Here is a 19,172-nt window from a genome sequence, read left to right on the forward strand (position 1 = left end):
GATCAGGTGTGTATTGATTTTCAGTGACTACTATACTTCGTGGATCTCTCCGCGACTCGTTCAACGAGTACGCCCGTCGGTACGACTACCGCGATGCCGATAACTCGGGCGTGGCCTGCACGTCGTCCGGGTCGACCTCGGTGTCGAACCGGTCGAGCGCCGTCCGGAGCCGGTCCGCCTGCGAAGCGAGGTCCGACGCGTTGTTCGCAACTTCCCCGAGCGTCGACGTCTGTTCCTCGGCCGCCGCGGCGACCGTCTCCGCCTCCGCGCTCGTCGATTCGCTGACCGCGGCGGCGTCCCCGACCATCGAAACGACCTCCTCGGTCGATGCCGCCTGCTGGTTCGTCACTGTCCGGATCTCCTGAACGCCCCGGTTCGTTTCCTCGGCGTAGTCCGCGATAGACGAGAGGGCGTCCGTCACGTCTCGTACCGTCTCGGCGCTGTCCGCGACGGCCTCGCTCGCCTCACGAACTTCCGTCGCCGTGTCTTCCGTCTGGTCGCGGACCGTCTCGATACGGTCCTCTATCTCCGTCGCTGCCGCCTTCGTGTCGTCGGCGAGCGACCGGACTTCTTCCGCGACGACGTTGAACTCCTCGCCGTCACCGTGTTCGTTACGGGCCGCCTCGACGCTCGCGTTCAGCGCGACCAGGTCCGTCTGCTCGGCCAGTTCGGCGATCAGTTCGACCACGTCCTCTATCTCCTCTATCTCCTCTCGGAGTTCGTCCATGGCGGCCACGGCGTTCCGGGAGGTGCGAGTGACCGCATCGATCTCCTCGATAGCGTTCTCGGCGTCCCCCCGGCCTTCGCGCCCGGTCACCGCTGTCTCCGACGCGACCGTCGCGACGTCGTCCGCGGACGCAGCCACCTGCTGAACGGAGGCGGCGAGGTCGTCCATCTCGGCGGAGACGGAGCGGAACTGCTCGTTCTGCCGGTCCGCGCCCTCCGAGATCGATTGGATGGAGTCGGCCACCTGCTCCGAGGCGCGCTGTACGTCGTCCGCGCTCGCAGTCACCTGTTCGCTCGACGCTGCCACCGCGTCCGCGAACTCTTTCGCGTGGGCGACAGTCGTCTCTAACTGGTTCAGCATCTGGTTGTACTCGTGTGCGATCGCGGCCATCGCCTCGCTTTCCTCGTCCGGCGTCATCCGGCGTGAGAGGTCGCCCTCCGCGCAGGCACGCATCACGCCGCCGTACTCGTCCGCGGTCGATTCGAGGTGATCGGCGAACGCATCGGATTCCCGGCGGCGGCGGTCCGCCTCTTCGCGCGCGTCCTCCGCCTCACGGATCTGTTCGCGCAGCGAATCGCGCATACTGTCGAACGACCCGTACAGTCGCCCGAACTCGTCGGTCCTGTCCGTTTCCACGCTTGCGTCCAGATTTCCGCGTTCGAGTTCGGTCGCCGTCTCTGAAAGCCCCCGGACGGCGGCGACCGTGTTGCGGCCGACCGTTAGTCCGATAGCGAGCGCGCCGCCGGCGGCGAGAAGTACCATCGCCAGAACGCCCCGCGAAACGACGGTCTGGAGCGCGTACGCCTCCGAGGTGGGCGTCCGTGCGGAGAGAGTCCAGCCGTTCTGTCCGACTGCCGCGTACCCGACGGCCTGTTCGGTTCCGGTCCGGTCAGTCCCCGTCACGAACCCGCTAGAGGCGGTCTCACCGCTCGGGTCGATGTCCGACTGGGTGAGCAACAGCGACGAGTTCCGTGCCATCATGACGACCCCTGACTCGTTCGTCACGACGGGATCACTGCCGCCCCTGCTCTGGAGCATCGACCGCGAAAACCGTTCGACGTCGACCACGGTGACGATGACGCGTTTGCCGTCCGCAGGTACCGAGGCGACGAACAGGAACACCGGCGATGCCTCGTCGCTCGGGCGGAACGCCTGCGACTGGGAGACGCCGGAACTCCTCGACGCTACTGCCCGTACGCGGTCCCGGACCGCCGGACGCAATCGTCCGTCGGCTTCGACCGCGCCGGTTCCCGTCCCTTCGAGAACGCCCCCCGTCGTCACGTTGACGTGATAGGACCCCTGTACGTTCCTGTCACTTTCGACCGTGCTAGCGAGCCGCGTCGATATCTCGTCGTCGTCGTCCGTCCGAAACGCACGGGAGTTCGCCTGGGCGGACTGCTGGACGCGCGTCTTGCGAAGCCACTGTCCGACTTGGTTCGCTTCGACGCTCGCAACCGTCTCTAGTCGTTGCTCGGTGTCGTCTTCGAGAACGGTGCCGGTGTGTGCGTAGACGACGCCGCCCGCGACCCCGATGACGATAATCACGGCGGCGAGCGCGATACCGAACTTCGCCGCGTAGCTGTTCCGAATACGGGACGGGACGAGTCGTCTGAGCCCTCCGGTCATCGTTTGCAGCCGGGCGTTCCATGATATGTTGATTTTATAATATTTATACGTGCGACGCAGTACCGCTCGGGAGGGAACTATTTGGCACTGTTTGTCACAATGGACCGATCTCGGATAGACGAACGCCTCAGCGTCCGTTTTTTGTCTCGCTCGCAAAAACTGGATCTGATGTCGCTACCTCACCCCTCGAACCCGTCTTCGAACCTGAACGTCCCGTCACGCTGGATAACCTCGCCGTCGATTTCGATGTAGGAGTCCTCGCTCATATCGACGATCATGTCCTCGTGGACGACGCTCTGGTTCCGCTCGCGATCCTCCGGAACGTTCTCCTCGTAGGCCCGGCCGATCGCCATGTGGACGGTGTCGCCCATCTTCTCGTCGAACAGCATGTTGTAGGTGAACCGGTCGATGTCGCGGTTCATCCCGATGCCGAGTTCACCGATGCGACGAGCGCCCTCGTCCGTTTCCAGCAGGGTAGTCAGGAGGTCCTCGTTCTTGCCGGCGCTGTGTTCGACTACCTCACCCCCCTCGAACGTGAGGCGGACATCGTCGACTTCGCGGCCCTGTACCATCACGGGCATATCGAAGAGGACTGTCCCCTCGACGCTGTCGGGAACCGGCGCGGTGAACACCTCTCCCGCCGGCATGTTCACGTCGCCCCAGTCGTTCTCGGCGATCATCCCGTCGACGTTCATCGAGATATCCGTCTCGTCGCCGCTGACGATCCGGACCTCACTGGCCGGGTCGAGGATCTCGACGAGTTGTTCCTGGTGTTCGCGCTGGGCGTCCCAGTCCTTGTTGACGGCGCTCCAGACGAAGTCCTCGTACGCCTCGGTGCTCATCTCGGCGTCCTGCGCGTTCGCCGGTGCGGGGTACTGGGTCGCGACCCAGCGGTTCTCCATGAACTTCTCCATGACCGCTTCGTTCGCTTTGCGACGAGCGGCGTTCTTCCCGGGGTCGACGTCGCTTTTCTCGAACGTGTTCGTCGCCCCGCGCACGCCGATGAACGCGTCCGCGGCCTCCGACATCGCCATACCGACCGCCGACTCCTGAAAGTCGTCCTCGTCGGCGGCGCGCATGTACGCCCTCGTCGCCCGGGAAGTGACGCCCCGTCCGGACGGGATAGCGCCGCGTTCCCCTATTTTCTCGTACAGTGCAACAGTGAGGTCGTCAGCCACGGACGGTGCCGAGACGACCACTTCGTCTCCTTCCGAGATATCGACGCAGGTATCGACCAGTACCTCTGCGTGTTCCCGAACGCGTGGGTCCATATCGCACGGTACGGAGAAATTCGTGATATTTGTTTCGAATCGAAACCCACTCTGGGAGACGTGCTGCGGCCGACAGAGGTTCCGAAACGACGGTCGCGAACGCGGGACTGTCAAGCAGTCACCTCCGAGGAGTTCCGGATTCGACGGTTCGTCGTCGCCCGTCAACTCTGTCCGTCGGACCGAGGTTTGTGCGCTCCTCGACGATTCGAGTTGAAGGAAGAAAACGTCCCGTAACGGCCCCGAGTACACCGGACACGACCCCGTTCCCGTCTCCGGCCGATGCGAACTGTCCGCGGATCACTTTCCGGGTGGCCGGGCCAGACCGCCCGATATCCGCACGGCTACGACAGCGTTCGCTACTCCTCCGCGTCTTCTTCTTCGTTTTCCTTGATGGTCTGGAGCTGGTCGATCAGTTCCTCGCTGTCCGCGTCCTCGATAGACACTTCCCCCTGATGGTCGTGTTCGTGTACGTTGACGCTCTCGCCCTCGTCGTCCTCGTCGACTGTCTGTTCTTGTTGTTCGGACTCGTCGTAGCTACCAAAACCCATATCTGATCGTAGGAGCGGCGAACAGTAAAGTCCCCCGACTCAGATCACCGATTGGACGGATCGCCGCAGAAGTGCTGACCGTTCACCCGAGGATGGCGGGAACTTACAACGCAGAAACAATTTCTACAACCGCGTTAGCCGTTTACGTGGTTATATGCCCGAGCAGTCCCTGTATCGTTCATGGAACTGCTCGACGAGAGTATCGTCCCGGAACACGCCCGGGACGTGAAACTGGACGCACGAGAGTTCGCAGACGCACATATCAGGCCGAACGCGGAGGAGTACTTCAGTAGTGGCGAGTACCCGTGGGAGATACTCGAAGCGGGACAGGAGGCCGGACTCGTCGCCCAGGACATCGGCGAGGAGTACGGCGGGCGAGGGCTGAGTCTGATCGAGATCCTCGCGGTCGCGGAGGAGTTCTTCCGCGCCGACGCCGGCATCGCGCTGACGCTGCAACTGGCGAGTTTCGGCGCGGAGATCGTCGAGGAGTACGGGAGCGAGGAGCAAAAAGAGGAGTACCTCCGTCCTGTCGCCGAGTGCGAACAGATCACGGGGCTGGCCGTCTCCGAACCGGAAACCGGAAGCGACCTCGCAGGGATGACGACCCGCGCGGACAAACGCGGGGCGGAAGCCACGGAAGGGAGCGGTGCAGCCGCGGAGAAAGACGGGGACGAGTACGTCCTGAACGGCGAGAAGTACTGGATAGGAAACGCGGTCGAGGCGGACTGGCTGACGGTCTATGCCCGGACCGGCGATGACGAGGAGAACCGCTACGGGAACCACTCGCTGTTTATCGTCCCGACGGACGCCGAGGGCTACCACGCCGAGCACATCCCGGAGAAGATGGGGATGCGCGCCTCGAAGCAGGGCCACGTCGTCTTCGACGACTGCCGGATCCCCGAGGAGAACCTGATCGGTCACGAGGGGACCGGGTTCATGATACTCGCCGAGTTCTTCAATCACGGTCGCGTCGTCGTCGCGGGACACGGGCTCGGTCTCGCGGCGGCCGCGATCGAGGAGGCCTGGGAGTTCACCCACGGACGGGAGGCGTTCGGTCGGGACGTGAGCGACTTTCAGGCCGTCCAGCACGGCCTCGCGGAGATGCGGATGGACTTCGAATCGTCCCGGGCACTGACCTACCGCGCCGCCGAGAAGGTCACTGAAGGGGACGACGCCGGGCTGTGGGCGGCCATGGCGAAGACGACGGCTACGGAGACGGCGGTCGACTGCGCCGAACAAGGGATGCAGTTCCACGGCGGCCGCTCGGTTCTGTCCGACCGGCGGATCGCACGCGTCTATCGAGACGTTCGCATACCAGTCATCTACGAGGGGGCCAACGAGATACAGCGAAACCTCGTGTACAACCAGTCGTAAGCCGACACTCCCCGCGCTCGGTCCGGCTATTGTCACCGGGTTGGCGGACAACAAACGTTATTACACCGTGTTGGCTAACACCTGTGAAAGCAGGTATTGTCACGCTTCATAGGTCTCGGCCGCTTAGTTGCGTGACGTGGCAGCCACAACTTATCAGAAATGAACGAATCGAGTCAGGTTCTCTGTGTCTGCGATAACGCGTCGCTCCGAGAGCAACTCGCAGCGCCGCTCGAACGGGCGTACCCACAAGTAGCAGTTCACACAGCGGCCGGATTCGATGCGGCGATCGATTACATCGAACGAGGCAACGTCGACTGCGTCGTGAGCGACCACGAAACGCTCGCCCGTTCCCCGGCGATCATGCAGGCGATCCGTGAACGGCACCCGGACCTGACGCTACTGACTGTTTCGGAGTACGACGCCGACGCGGGATCCGGCACGGCCATCGCGGAGGTCGTCGATTTCGTCGACGAGATGAACGACCCCGGGTCGGACGAGGCGTTCGCCGGGCGGGTCGCTACCTCCGTCGCCCGGGACCCATCCGACGCTGCGCCGCCGGGAGGACCTCGACCGGAAGATATCGTTCGGGACGTTAAACAGGGACTCGTCGACGCGTCATCGCCGATGGAGATCCAGCAGGCGGTCTGCGACCAGTTGACGCTCGGCGGGCGGTACACGTTCGCCTGGATCGGCGAGTACGACACGGGAGAACAGCAGGTTGTTCCCTGGGTAACGGGGTCAGCGGTCGACGACTGGCCAGTGTCCGAGACGTTCAGTGTCGGCACGGGAACGCCGGAGACCCTCGTCGAACGCGTCCTGCGTAAACGCCGAACCGAAGTGGTCCAGGACCTCTCGGCGTACTCTGGAACGGTCCCGTGGAAGAAAGCGGCCGTCGACCGTGGCTGCACCGCGACCGCCCTCGCACCGCTTGCGATCGAGGACGAACTGTACGGCGTACTCGGTGTGTACACCGACGCCCGGGACGGGTTCGACGATATGGAGCGCTCCGCGTTCGAGGAGATGGCGGAGGACGTCTCGAACGTCCTCCACGCCATGGCGCTCCAGGGTCGAATCGAGCAACAGGACCGGGCGCTCCGCCGATACGAGCGACTCGTCGAAACCGTCGGCGACGGGATGTACGCCCTGGACGACGAGGGCCATTTCATGACCGTCAACAACGGGTTGCTCGAAATGACCGGCTACTCGCGGGAGGGGTTGCTCGGCGAACACATCTCCATCGTCATGGACGACGAGGCCGTCGAAGTTGGCCGTTCGGAGATCCGCGCACTGCTTGCCGCCGACGATGACAACGCGTCAGTGGAGATGGACCTGTACACGAAAGACGGCCGCGTGATCCCCTGCGAGAACCAGATCGCCTTACTCGAAGACGAGGGCGAGTTCCACGGGACCGTCGGCGTCGTGCGGGACATCACCGAACGGAAACGGCGGGAACGAGAACTCGAGCGCCAGAACGAACGTCTGGAAGCGTTCGCCGAGATCGTCAGCCACGACCTCCGGAATCCGCTGTCGGTCGCGCAGGGGTATCTCGACCTCGCCGTCGAGACGGACGAGACGGACCAGTTGGACCACGTCGTCGGCGCTCTCGACCGGATGGAAGACATCATCGGCGACGTGCTCGCGTTAGCACGTCACGGCCAGACTGTCACGGAAACCGAACCGACCGACCTGACCGCGACGGTCGAGGAAGCGTGGGGGAACGTCAGCACGGACGGGGCGTCGCTGTCCGTGGACGACCTCGGAACTGCGGCCGCTGACCGGTCGCGGGTGCTACGCATGCTCGAAAACCTGTTTCGGAACGCCGTCGAACACGGCTCTCCGAAAACCGGTCCGTCCTCCGATGGAGACGAGGATCACGACGAGGCGGCCCTCAGGGTGCGAGCAGGCTTGCTTATGGGTGATAGACAGACCGAACAGGCCGCTGGATCACCGGACGGCACACAGCCCGTCGGCTTCTTCATCGCCGACGACGGGACGGGCATCCCCGAAAACATCCGGGAGAACGCGTTCGAGTCCTCGTTTACGACATCTGAGGACGGTCTCGGCCTCGGACTGTGGGTCGTCCGCGAGGTCGCGAGCGCTCACGGATGGACTGTGACAGCGCGAGAGAGCGAGAGTGGTGGCGCGCGGTTCGAGTTCTCGGGCGTCGAGTTCCCCGAGTCGGAGTAGACCGCGAACGGTCACACGGACCGCCGCACGCGGTCGGTTAAGAGATGACCCGACAGCTATCCGTCCGGAAGGTCCTCGAACGCCCCCACGAAATCGTCGTGGTTCGAGAGGCCGGACATGGTGTCGTCGACCTGGGAGTCGAGTTCGTCGACCCGGTCACAGAGTTCCTGATACTCCTCGTTTTCCGCAAGGTCCCGTTCGGACTTTTCGGACTCCAGCAGGGCCTTCTTCGAGGTGAGAGAGTAGTACTCCTGGATCTCTTCAGCGTAGGTCGAACGGGTCAACATCTTCTCCGCGATGGCGACGAGGTCGTCTTTCGAGACGGGTTTGACGAGGTAGTCGTCGAACCCCATCTCGATGATATCGAAGTCAGGATCCACGGCGGTCACCATGATGACGCGACAGTCGTAGCCCCGATCCCTGATCTCTTCGAGTACTTCGTCGCCCGAAAGGCCGGGCATACGCCTGTCGAGGAAAACGAGTTCGACAGAGTCCGTCAGCAGGTCGAGCGCGGATTCGCCGTCGTTGGCTGTATCGACGGTCCACTCGCTGCGAAGCCACGTTGCAAACAGGTCGGCAAGGCGCGATTCGTCGTCTACGACGAGTACTTCGAGAGAGTCATCGGACATGGTTGAGTCGGACCCCGAATCGATTTCTCGGGCGTATTTCGGTTAGTCCCGAGTCAGTTTCTCGGTTAGTAGTTCAAATGGAATAGGGGTTGATAAATGTCGCGGCCATCGTCGCGAGTATCACCGGAATATCATAACTCTGCCTCCGTCCCCTCTTCGGATACCGGGACCGATTCGGTTCCGATACTTTCGGACGTTGACGGGCGAAAGACGGTCAGCCGAGCGGCCGCTCATTCTCCCGTGACGAAACGTCGGATATCGTCGACGGCATCGCCGTGGTCCCAGTACGCATCGTCCGGGACCGCATCGAACCAGCCCATCTCCAACTCGTCCCACGGACCGAAACTCGGGTCGCCAGCGATGGGGGACCCCTGGACCGTCCGCGCGCGCAGGATAACATCGTAGCTCGTCGTTTCCCTGGTCTCGTCGCCGTTCAAACAGTGAGTCGTCTGCCCGACTCGCTCCACCCGGTCGATGTCGACATCGACACCGGTCAGTTCCTGGCCGACGTGTCGACCGGCGTCTACCCAGTCTTCGTCCGTACCGACCGGTCCGTACGGCAGCCTCCACCCGTGCGGGCTGTTCATCAGCAGTACTTCGGCCGCCTCGTTCGTGATGCCGACCGCGACCATACCCTGGATAGACGCGAAGTACTCGAACCCGTCTCGTTCGTCGACACTCCGCTCCTCGCGGAACGCAACGTCCGCCCGCTCGCGGAGAGAACCGGGATCTGAAAGCGAATCCATTACGCTCGACAAACAGGTGTCTGTCTTTATACCTTCTGCGAGAAACGACGTGCGACGCTACGACGAACCGCCGCCGTACCGCGTCGTCAGGTTGTCCAGAATACGGTCGACGACGGCCGGGTCGTACGTCCAGAAGCCGTAGAACGCCCCTTCTTCGCGTTCCTCGGCCAAGAGCGCACACTTCTGTTCGTCCTCGCCCGCGCCGTCGAAGACGACGAACCAGGACCGTTCGATCTCTTCAGTCTCCTCCAGATAGACGGTGACACCCGGCAACGTCGGCGGCCTGCGGTCGGGCGTCGCGTAAGCGTGAACGTCAAGCGGACGTTCGGCGAGGTCGCGGTAGACGTTAGCCGTGCCGTCGAGGGTAGAGACGTTCTGGAATCCGGCGTGGAGACACCCGGCGCCGACGCGCCAGGCGCGGTCCTCTATCTCCCGGGAGGCTGCGAGCATCTGCTCGGGAGAGTACGACGCGAAGGTCGTTTCCTCCAGAAACCGCAACACGTCGGCGTGCGCGGCGTCGTCGATTCCGAGCCCTCCGTCCCCGGGATGCGTCTCGTCCGTCAGGTCGCGTAACACGTCGGTCGATGTCGACGTGAGATGGGCGTCGCCCTGGCTCAGCACTGCGATCCCCTCCGGTCGGCCCGACTCTGTCGTCTCGGAGCGGACCTCGACGTTCTGGGTGTCGAAGTACTCCTCGAGGTCGCGATAGAGGGTATCGTCGGGTCCGGGGTTGAAGACGGTCAGCGTCTTCCGGCGGTTCTCAACGTCCGTGATTACGTCCCCCAGGCTCATTCGATCGTCGGGTGATTTCGAGGCCAGCGAGAAGTAATTGGCGGCGTTGTCAGGCCGGTAAAAGCATCGCGCAACGCAGGTCCAGTTCTCCTTCCGCCGCTCAGAACCCGCCCCACCGAAGGTACACCATCGCCGCGACGACGGCCAACTGGAACGCTCCCTGGACGCCGCTCAGTTTCGCGTTGCGCATCCCGATACGACTGATCACGTCCGGGTCGGGGTCGTTCGATATCATCTCGCGATAGAGGCGGACTTCCCCGGGAAGCAACACGCCGAACCCGAGAACGCTGAGGACGGTCACGATGGCGAGTGAGACGACGATGACGGGCCGTGTCCACGCGAAGTCAGGCATCGTCGTGGCGAGAGATGCGGCGCTGACAACGGCGGCGACACCGAACGCCGCCAGCCACCGCCAGTCGCGGAACGCGTCGAACTGCCAGCCGATCAGGAGAAGTGCGGGGAGGAGACTCGCGGCGGTAAAGAGCGCGAGCCAGGGGTCGGCGTGCGGGAAGTACCCGAGTTCCCCCGCGAGCGTGATACCGCCGACGATGGTCACGAGAGCGAGCGACGGCATCAGGAACGTCATCTTCGGCGTGAACCGCTCGAAGACGTTCGCCCGTTCCTCGACGGCAAGCCCCCCGAGCACCGGGCCGAGGACGAGCGCCATGAACAGGTCGATACCCGTCCAGAGAACGCCCGCCATCACGTGTGCGTAGGTGTGCAGTTGGACTGATGCGAACAGCACTGTGTACGCGAATACTCCGACGGGGACCGCGACTGCGCCGACTGCGAACGCCGGGTTCGCGCGTGCGCCCATTCCCTGAATCGTACCTCGAATCGTCGCTGTCATATCAACTGGAGTGGCCATCGATCACAAAAATAGTGTTGGAATAGCAACACGAATTCTGGAGTCACCGTCGGGCCGTCGTCACCGCGTAGATACCGACGGACATGACCGTACCGCCGACGAGATAGCCCGCACCGAGCGCTTCCCCGAGGACGGCCGCACCCAGCACCGCGCCGACGGCGGGTTGCGCGAAGAAGAACACGGCGACAGTCCCCGCGTCCGCGAACTCCAGTCCCTTGTACCAGAGATACTACGCCGCGGCGGTACTGAGAAGGCCGAGATAGAGGACCGCTCCGACCACGTCGACGGAGAGCGGTATCCCTCTCATGGACGCGTCCGTCAGCGCCACTTCGACGGGGACGAGAACTGCGACGACGGGCACCGAAAACAGCGTCGAGTACGTCGCCGTCTCCAGCGCGGAGTACGTCCGGACGAGGCGCTTGCCGCCGACTGTGTACGCCGCCCAGCCGAGACCTGCGACCAGCAACAGTGCGACGCCCCAGAATCGCTCGTCGGTCACGGCCGTCACTCCGCGGTAATAGGTGAAAAAGTGGAGAAAGCGGCGTATCCTAACGGCTTCGTCTACTTCTCTTCGAAGTTCGGTTCAGCGTCTGCGACGACGAACCGCGACTCCGTCACGCGTTCGCTTCGCTCACTTGCCCTCGAAGTTCGGTTCGTCGTCGCCCATAAACGCGGTGATACCCTCTATCACGTCGTCGGTGGACGCCAGCTGACCGAACGCTTGATTCTCGTACTCCAGACCGGCCGTCGTGTCGTCCCGGCCGGCAAGCATGGCGCGTTTGGTGTACCGGTGAGCGATGGGCGGGCCGGCGGCCAGATCCGCGGCGAGATCGTAGGCGTGCTCGTCCAGTTCGTCGTTTGCAACGACCTCGTTGACGAAGCCGTAGTCGGCCAACGTCTCGGGGTCGTAGCGGTCCGCGGTGAAGATGATCTCCTTTGCGCGGCCCTCGCCGACGATCTTCGGCAGGCGTTGCGTTCCGCCCCAGCCGGGGATCAGCCCCAGGTCGTGTTCGGGCTGACCCAGTTCCGAGCGCTCGCTGGCGACGCGCAGGTCCGCACAGGCCGCCAGCTCCATGCCGCCGCCGAGGCAGTAGCCGTCGATACCGGCGACGACCGGCATATCGCACGACTCTAGCTTTCCGAACGTCTGCTGTCCAGTGCGGGACAGTTCCGTCACTTCGAGGGGGCTCGCGCCGCTTGCCATGCTCTGGACGTCAGCGCCCGCGGAGAAGGCCTTGTCGCCCGCCCCGCTGAGCAGGATAGAGCGCACCTCGTCGTCGGCTTCGAGTTCGTCGATAGCCGCCGAGAGGTCGTCGAGCAAGTCGTCGCTGATGGTGTTCATCCGGTGCGGCCGGTCGAGGGTCAGGCGGGCGACCATGTCGTCGGTCTTCTCGATGGAAACCGTCTCGAAATCGAGCGCGTCGCCGCCTTCGTCGCTGCCGCGGAACCCGCCGGATTCGGCGGCTTCGCGGAGGTACTCCGCCGGTTCGTACCGCGCCGCCCCGGTTTCGTCGTGGGCAGTTTCGAGCGTCTCCAGCAGTTCGTCGAGACCGACCTGGTCGGCCATCTTCGCCGGGCCCTCGGGGAAGCCGGCACCGAGCATCACGGCTTCGTCTATCGCGTCCGGGTCGGCGACGTCGTCGCCGACGAGGTGGGCGACCTCGTTCGCCATGACGGCCTGCAGACGGCGCTCTATCGACTCGTTTCCGGCACCCGTCGGGATGTCGGCACCGCCGTTCTCGTAGTCGTAGAATCCTTTGCCGGTCTTCTTGCCGAGTTCCTCGTTCTCGACTTTCTCCTCCAGTAGCGGGCAGGGCTCGTAGGCGTCGCCGAGCACCTCGTGCATGTAGTCGAGAACGTGATAGCTCACGTCGTTTCCGACCTGGTCGCCGAGTTCGAACGAGCCCATCGGCAGACCCATATCGTACTTCGTGGTGCTGTCGACTTCCTCGATGGTCGCTTCATTCTCGTGGACCAGCCAGCAGGCCTCGTTCATCAGCGGGACGAGGATGCGGTTGACGATGAAGCCCGGGCTGTCCTTGCGGACGCGGACGGGCGTCTTACCGAAGTCCTCAGCCAGCGCTTCGGTGAGTTCGAGCGTCCCGTCGTCGGTGTGAGCGCCGGAGATGACCTCGACGAGTTGCATCCGGACAGGCGGGTTGAAAAAGTGCATACCGCAGAACCGTTCCGCTCGGTCGGTGACCTCGGAGAGGTCAGTGATAGAGAGACTCGACGTGTTCGTGGCGAACACAGCGCGGTCGGGCGCGTGTTCCTCGACCTCGTTGTAGACGTCTTGCTTTATCTCCATCTTTTCGGGGACGGCCTCGATAACGAAATCGACATCGCCGACGGCCTCCTCCACGTCGACCAGCGGCGTCACGCGGTCTAACGCGGCCTCCGCCTCGTCCTCCCCGATCTGTTCGTTCTCGGCGAGTTTGTTCAGGCTCCACTCTATCTGCTCGTAGCCGTCCTGTACGAACTCCTCTTTGATGTCCCGCAGGTTCACGTCGTAGCCGGCCAGCGCGGCTACTTCGGCTATCCCGTGGCCCATGTTTCCAGCACCAAGAACTGCGATAGTGTTGATATCGTCCATCTCCATGAGCGTACACTCACCTGCAATCGGTTTCAACGTTTCCCTCACCAGCACTATAAACACTGTTTGAGTTTACATCGGGTTACAAAGGTCTTTATTATTGTGCATGGAAGTCTATGACATGGACTTCGAACTGACCGACGAACAGCGGGCTATCCGCGACGAAGTACGACGGTTCGCCGAAAACGAGGTGGCTGCGGTCGCCACGGAACACGACGAAGCGGAGAAATTCCCGCATGAGGTCGTCAAGAAGGCGGCGGAGATGGGATTGACCGGTGCGAACATTCCGATCGAGTACGGCGGCGCGGGCTACTCGCCGCTGGAGACGGCACTCATCATCGAGGAACTGTTCGCAGTCGACCCGGGTATCGGCCTTTCGATCACGAGCGCTTCGTTCGGCGCGGACGCGATCAAAGAGTTCGGAACGGACGACCAGAAAGAGCGGTTCCTCGAACCCGTCGCGACGGGCGAGTCGATCATGGGTGCCGCGATCAGCGAACCCGACGTCGGGAGCGACGTTTCGTCGGTCTCGACGAGCGCCGAGAAAGACGGCGACGAGTGGGTGATCAACGGCAACAAGATGTGGATCACGAACGGGAGCGTCGGCGATTACTTCGTCGTCCTCTGTCAGACCGACCCCGAGGCCGACGACCGGTACTCCGGGTTCTCCCAGATCGTGGTCGAATCCGACCGCGACGGGTTCGAGGCGGACAAGATCACCGGGAAACTCGGCATTCGGGCCAGCGACACCGCCGAATTGATCTTCGACGACGTGCGCGTGCCCGAGGAGAATCTCGTGGGAACTCGCGGTGCGGGGTTCCTCCAGTTGATGCAGTTCTTCGACGAGACGCGCACCATGGTCGCCGCCCAGGGCGTCGGCATCGCCAAGGGTGCCTGCGAGCGCGCCCTTGACTACGCCGAGGAGCGCGAACAGTTCGACCGACCGATCTCGGAGTTCCAGGCGATCCAGCACAAACTCGCCGACATGCACACCCGGACCGAGGCGGCCCGCCTCCTCACGTACAAGTCCGCCTGGAGCATCGACAATGCGGACGACCAACTTACCGCCTTGGCCTCGATGGCCAAGGAGTTCGCCTCGCGCGTCGCGGTCGACGTGGCCGACGAAGCCGTCCAGATCCACGGCGGGGCCGGCTACGTGAACGACTTCGACGTCGAACGCCTCTACCGCGACGCGAAGATCACCCAGATCTACGAGGGCACGACGGAGATACAGAAAAACATCATCGCGCGAGAACTGCTCGGCAAAGGCTACTAAACTACCGTTTGCCGCCGTTCGAAAGGACAGTTCACGCTCTTTCGGAACCCGCAATAGCATCGCTCCTGCGGACTCGGGCGACGTATCGTGTCTTCCGATGGACCGCTCGGTTCGTCGCGTCTCCTCACCGCTTCCTGCCCGGAACGCATATTTCCGTTCGATAGCTACGGGACGACATGACCGAGATCCACGGGAGCGATGACCGGACGGCCGACGCGCCCATCCCGAACGGTTCGTATGACAACGACACACCAGAGCCCGAACGATGACGATAGACGACGAAGTGAGAGAGAGACTCCGGAACGACCCCGTAATGGCGGAACTGCTCGACGAACACGACCCGTATTCCGAACGGGACTGGGAGGAGTTCGAGCGACTCGTCGTCGCCATCATCAACCAACAACTCTCTACGGCCAGTGCCACCGCTGTCCGGGAACGGGTTTTTGACCTCCTCGAGTACGAGATCACTCCCGAAACGGTGTTGAACGCGGACGTAGACGCGCTCCGTGATGCCGGACTCAGCGGCACGAAAGTAGAGTACATCAGAAACACCGCCGTGGCGTTCGAGGAACACGACTACTCTCGGGACACCATGCGAGAGTACTCTGACGAGGAGGTGGTCGAACGACTCACGGAGATCACGGGTATCGGAGCGTGGACTGCGCGAATGTACCTGCTGTTCGTATTAGAACGAGGAGACGTGCTTCCGCTCGGCGATCTAGCCGTTCGGCGGGGGATCGAACAACTGTACGGAGACGGTAGCGGAGAGATGTCGCGAGCCGAGATGCGCGAGATAGCGGAGCGATGGCGTCCCTATCGGAGCCACGCAGTCCGATACATCTGGGCCGAGTACGAGGCCGAGAAGTGATTTTTCACCCGGTGAGCAACCCACGTGCCAGTGCGTTCGTAGGCTACTTCGTCACCTGTCGATCTCGACGACGTAATCCGGACCTTTGTTTTCGAACGCCCGTTTCCAGGATCGGTAATCGTAGAACTGCAAGAGGGCCAAGATCAGGAAGACGGTGATGATGATAGAGCCCCAGGTGAAAACTGCGAGCGGGGACACTACCTTCAACCCGCCCAGTAGTAGAATGACCGCGTTGAGAATACCCAGCGCGAAAAACAGCTTAGAGAAAGACCGACAGTCGTGATCGTGCGTTGCGACTTTGAGGGAGATCTGCTCCCCCACCTCAGTGAGCGAAAGCGTTCGGTTCTCTCGGTTATACGAGAGAATACCTAACTCTACCAGCCTGGGTAGATGTCGTTGATAGAGGGAACTATACACGGATTTCCGATGTGAGGTCTTGCTTTCGGGGACTTCACCGTTGTTCTCCCAGGCTGTTATCTTGTCGACTACGTCGTCCAGCGACGCACTCCCGTCGTTATTTTTGACGTAGAAAAGCGTGTATCTACGGCGAGAGTTCCTCAGTTCCTTTTTCACACGATCCATTGAAACCTCCATATCCTCCAGTTCGGCACCCATAATTGCTAACGTAAAAGACCAGTGGGTTATAAGAGAGGTATCGTTGTGTGAGTTTCAGAAGAGAATGGGATGGTTTCGGTCCTGTTCGGCGATGTAACCGGATATTTTATTCTTATTCCCACTCACGGAAACAAAGAATCGCTGTGCCGGGGGACTCCGGAATAATCGCCTCTAGCCCGGATAATTCATTTCAAACAGCTAGTATCCGGTTGCTTCCGAAAAATAGAGGACGAGGAACTGTTCCCGCTAATCCTGAGTCTGGCTGGTACTGACCGAAGACGACTGCTCCTGTTCCTGCTCGTTGTCGTCTCCGCTGGTCTGTTGGTTCTGGTCCTGATCTATCTGCGCGTTGCTCGACTGGCTCTGGTCCTCGTCACCGTCGGCGTCCTGTTCTTGCTCCTGGTCTATCTCGGCGGTCTGTTCGGCAGTCTGCTCGTTGTTGTCTCCGTTCTGAACGACCTGATCCTGATCCTGGTTCGTTTCGGCGGTTTGTTCGGACTCCTGGTTGTTCAGCGCGCCGTCAGCCTCCTGATCGGAGTTCTGGTCGATGTCGCTGGTCTGGTCGGCGGTCTGGTCGTTGTCGTCCCCGTTCACGACGTTCTGGTCCTGGTTGGCGTCCTGTCCGGCGGTCTGGTCGCTCTCCTGGTTGTTCAGTACGCCGTCGCTGTCTTGGTTGCTGTTCTGGTTGGAGTCCAAATCGCTATCAGCGTCCTGGTCGTTGCCGTCGCCGTCGGAGACTCCTTGGTTCTGTCCGGTGGTCTGGGTGCTGTCTTGGTCGTTGTCCTGGTTGTTCAGTACGCCGTCGCTGTCTTGTTCGCTATTCTGATCCGCTTTCTGAGTGGCGTCGTTGCTCTGACTGTTATCGTCGCCGTCGGAGACGCCTTGACTCTGGCCGCTGCTCTGATCGACGCTCTGGTCGTTCTCCTGGTTGTTCAACACACCGTCGGTGTCCTGGTCGCTGTTTTGATTACCGTGCTGGTCGACTTCGTTGCTCTGGCTGTTGTCGTCGCCGTCAGCGACACCTTGACCCTGGTCGTTGTACTGCTCGCTGTCTTGATCGCTTTCCTGATTGTTCAGTGCGCCGTCGGTGTCCTGGTCGTTGGTCTGGTCGTTGGTCTGTTTGGCGTCGTTGCTCTGACTGTTGTCGTCGCCGTCTGCGACACCTTGACCCTGATTACTGTTCTGACCGTTATTCTGGTGGTTCTCCTGGTTGTTCAGTCCGCCGCTGCTTTCTTGGTCGCTGTTCTGGTCGTTGTGCTGTTTGGCGTCGTTGCTCTGGCTGTTGTCGTCGCCGTCAGCGACACCTTGACCCTGGCTGTTGCTCTGGTCGTTGTCCTGTTTGCTTTCCTGATCGTCTAGCACACTGTCGCTGTCTTGTTCGTTGTTCTGGTCGTTGTGCTGTTTGGCGTCGTTGCTCTGGCTGTTGTCGTCGCCGTTCGTGACTCCTTGACCCTGGCCGCTGCCCTGGTTGCTGTGCTGTTTGCTGTGCTGATCGTTAGCGACTCCTCCGCTGTCCTGGTCGCTGCCCTGCTCTGAGTCCTGATCGGCGTCGTTGCTCTGGCTGTTATCGTCGCCGTTCGTGACTCCTTGACCCTGGCCGCTACCCTGGTTGCTGTCCTGGTAGCTGTCCTGCTCGTTGTTGACGCCGGCAGTGTCTTGTTCGATGTCCTGGTTAGCTTCCTGATCATTCGCAGCGTCCTGGTCGTTGTCGTCACCGTCGGTCACTCCCTGACCCTGACCGCTTGCCTGGCCGGCGGTTTGGTCGCTGTCCTGCAGGTTGGAATCGCCGCCAGCCTGCTGGTCGCTTCCCTGGTCGATGTTTTGCTCGCTATCAGCGTCCTGGTCGTTGTCGTCGCCGTTATCGACGTTCTGAGCCTGGCTGCCGCTCTGTGCACCGGTCTGGCCGGACGACTGCTCGTTGTCGTCGCCGAAGAGGACCAGCTGTGCCTGCTGTTGCTCGATGTCGTTGTCGTTCTGTTCGGCGGTCTGGTCGTTGCCGTCGCCGTCAGCGTTCTGGGACTGGCTGAGCGACTGGCTCGCGCTCTGGCCGGCACTCTGGTCGTTGTCGTCGCCGAAGACGACTAACTGGACCTGCTGTTGGTCGACATCATTGTTGTTCTGTTCGGCGGTCTGGTCGTTGCCGTCGCCGCTTGCGCTCTGTGACTGGCCGAAGATCTGTTCAGCGTCCTGCGTAGCGTCCTGGTCGTTGTTGTTGCCGAAGATGACCAGCTGGACCTGCTGTTGGTTGATCCCGTTGTTGTTCTGCTCGGCGGTCTGGTCGTTGTCGTCGCCGCTTGCGCTCTGGTCCTGCTGGAGGACCTGAACGCCGCTTTGACCGGCACCCTGATCGTTGTTATTGCCGCCGATCGCTAGCTGGACCTGGAACTGACCAACCTCGTTGTTGTTCTGCTCGGCGCTCTGGTCGTTGTCGTCACCGGCCGCTGCCTGAGATTGCTCTAGAGCCTGAGCAGCCCCCTGATCAGATAGCTGTTCATTGCCCGTACCGAGGACGACGTACTGGACCTGATCTTCCGAAACGCTACCGCTTTGACTGGCGCTCTGGTCGTTATCGTCGCCGCTCGCGCCCTGGTCCTGCGTGTAGAAGACGAGAGCGCCCTGACCGCTGATCTGCTCGTTATCGTCGCCCTGGATGACCCACTGTTCCTGGCTCTGTTGGTAGTAGAGCGTTTGCGATTCCTCCTGACAGTTGTCGTCTCCGCTAGAACCCTGGGTTTGCATCAGGTCGCCGTCGACGTTGGCAGATTGTTGTTGGTCGTTATCGACGCCCTGAGCGTTCTGTTCCGCCGTCTGCGACCCGTCGACGATCTGTACTTTGTCTTGACAGTCGTCCTGTGCACTGTTCGCAGCCACGACGCCCGTGCCCGATAGCAACATCCCCGCTCCAACTAGAACGGCGAATAGGGCTGCTACGAGACGATATGCTGGTATTCTCTCTCTCATATTTGATCAGTTGGTGGTAGACTCCACCGAGAACAACGTTCAGAGAATCACACTTTGTTATGAGTTTTAAATATACGTACAACAATCGTTA

At 61.9% G+C, this 19,172-nt stretch carries 14 protein-coding genes and 1 pseudogene; 4 read left to right on the plus strand and 11 right to left on the minus strand.

What is annotated here, in order from left to right:
* Positions 1-85 precede the first annotated feature (85 nt).
* From EYW42_RS11680 to EYW42_RS11690, 3 genes are all read right to left on the minus strand, one after another.
* On the minus strand, positions 86-2,353 hold the full coding sequence (locus EYW42_RS11680; protein ID WP_135535473.1) for a methyl-accepting chemotaxis protein: 2,268 nt from the start codon (positions 2,351-2,353) through the stop codon (positions 86-88).
* Positions 2,354-2,532: 179 nt separating this feature from the next.
* Complete coding sequence (locus EYW42_RS11685) at positions 2,533-3,624, minus strand: aminopeptidase (protein WP_135535474.1); 1,092 nt, start codon at positions 3,622-3,624, stop codon at positions 2,533-2,535.
* A gap of 356 nt (positions 3,625-3,980) precedes the next feature.
* On the minus strand, positions 3,981-4,172 hold the full coding sequence (locus tag EYW42_RS11690) for a DUF5786 family protein (protein ID WP_135535475.1): 192 nt from the start codon (positions 4,170-4,172) through the stop codon (positions 3,981-3,983).
* Between the two features lie 180 nt (positions 4,173-4,352).
* On the opposite strand from EYW42_RS11690, the gene EYW42_RS11695 reads away from it, so the two are divergent.
* Together EYW42_RS11695 and EYW42_RS11700 are read left to right on the plus strand one after the other, a co-directional pair.
* Entirely contained in the window at positions 4,353-5,546 is a 1,194-nt protein-coding gene (locus tag EYW42_RS11695; RefSeq protein ID WP_135535476.1) for an acyl-CoA dehydrogenase family protein, read from the plus strand.
* Positions 5,547-5,705: 159 nt separating this feature from the next.
* Positions 5,706-7,733: a PAS domain S-box protein gene (locus tag EYW42_RS11700; protein WP_135535477.1), complete on the plus strand. Its 2,028-nt coding sequence runs from the start codon at positions 5,706-5,708 to the stop codon at positions 7,731-7,733.
* A 56-nt stretch (positions 7,734-7,789) separates the two neighbouring features.
* Here EYW42_RS11700 and EYW42_RS11705 read toward each other — a convergent pair whose 3' ends face one another.
* From EYW42_RS11705 to EYW42_RS11730, 6 genes and pseudogenes are all read right to left on the minus strand, one after another.
* Positions 7,790-8,362, minus strand: a complete 573-nt coding sequence (locus EYW42_RS11705) for a HalX domain-containing protein (RefSeq protein ID WP_135535478.1) — start codon at positions 8,360-8,362, stop codon at positions 7,790-7,792.
* Positions 8,363-8,592: 230 nt separating this feature from the next.
* Positions 8,593-9,108 (minus strand): hypothetical protein, encoded by a 516-nt coding sequence (locus tag EYW42_RS11710; RefSeq protein WP_135535479.1) that lies wholly within the window; start codon positions 9,106-9,108, stop codon positions 8,593-8,595.
* A 57-nt stretch (positions 9,109-9,165) separates the two neighbouring features.
* Positions 9,166-9,900 (minus strand): DICT sensory domain-containing protein, encoded by a 735-nt coding sequence (locus EYW42_RS11715; RefSeq protein ID WP_135535480.1) that lies wholly within the window; start codon positions 9,898-9,900, stop codon positions 9,166-9,168.
* Positions 9,901-10,000: 100 nt separating this feature from the next.
* Positions 10,001-10,717 (minus strand): hypothetical protein, encoded by a 717-nt coding sequence (locus tag EYW42_RS11720; RefSeq protein ID WP_135535623.1) that lies wholly within the window; start codon positions 10,715-10,717, stop codon positions 10,001-10,003.
* A gap of 94 nt (positions 10,718-10,811) precedes the next feature.
* Positions 10,812-11,246: pseudogene (locus tag EYW42_RS20130) on the minus strand (EamA family transporter); the annotation flags it as partial.
* 153 nt (positions 11,247-11,399) lie between these two features.
* Positions 11,400-13,367: a 3-hydroxyacyl-CoA dehydrogenase/enoyl-CoA hydratase family protein gene (locus EYW42_RS11730; protein ID WP_135535481.1), complete on the minus strand. Its 1,968-nt coding sequence runs from the start codon at positions 13,365-13,367 to the stop codon at positions 11,400-11,402.
* Between the two features lie 115 nt (positions 13,368-13,482).
* Between EYW42_RS11730 and EYW42_RS11735 the strand changes: the two genes are divergently transcribed.
* On the plus strand, positions 13,483-14,637 hold the full coding sequence (locus EYW42_RS11735; protein WP_135535482.1) for an acyl-CoA dehydrogenase family protein: 1,155 nt from the start codon (positions 13,483-13,485) through the stop codon (positions 14,635-14,637).
* 265 nt (positions 14,638-14,902) lie between these two features.
* A complete protein-coding gene (locus tag EYW42_RS11740) occupies positions 14,903-15,505 on the plus strand; it encodes a DNA-3-methyladenine glycosylase family protein (RefSeq protein WP_135535483.1) in 603 nt (200 codons plus the stop codon).
* Positions 15,506-15,556: 51 nt separating this feature from the next.
* Here the strand turns inward: EYW42_RS11740 and EYW42_RS11745 are convergent, their stop codons facing one another.
* Together EYW42_RS11745 and EYW42_RS11750 are read right to left on the minus strand one after the other, a co-directional pair.
* On the minus strand, positions 15,557-16,120 hold the full coding sequence (locus EYW42_RS11745; RefSeq protein WP_135535484.1) for a DUF7344 domain-containing protein: 564 nt from the start codon (positions 16,118-16,120) through the stop codon (positions 15,557-15,559).
* 246 nt (positions 16,121-16,366) lie between these two features.
* Complete coding sequence (locus tag EYW42_RS11750) at positions 16,367-18,991, minus strand: hypothetical protein (protein ID WP_135535485.1); 2,625 nt, start codon at positions 18,989-18,991, stop codon at positions 16,367-16,369.
* Between the last annotated feature and the right edge of the window lie 181 nt (positions 18,992-19,172).

This window comes from Halostella pelagica (assembly GCF_004762015.1).
Taxonomy (GTDB): domain Archaea; phylum Halobacteriota; class Halobacteria; order Halobacteriales; family Natronoarchaeaceae; genus Halostella; species Halostella pelagica.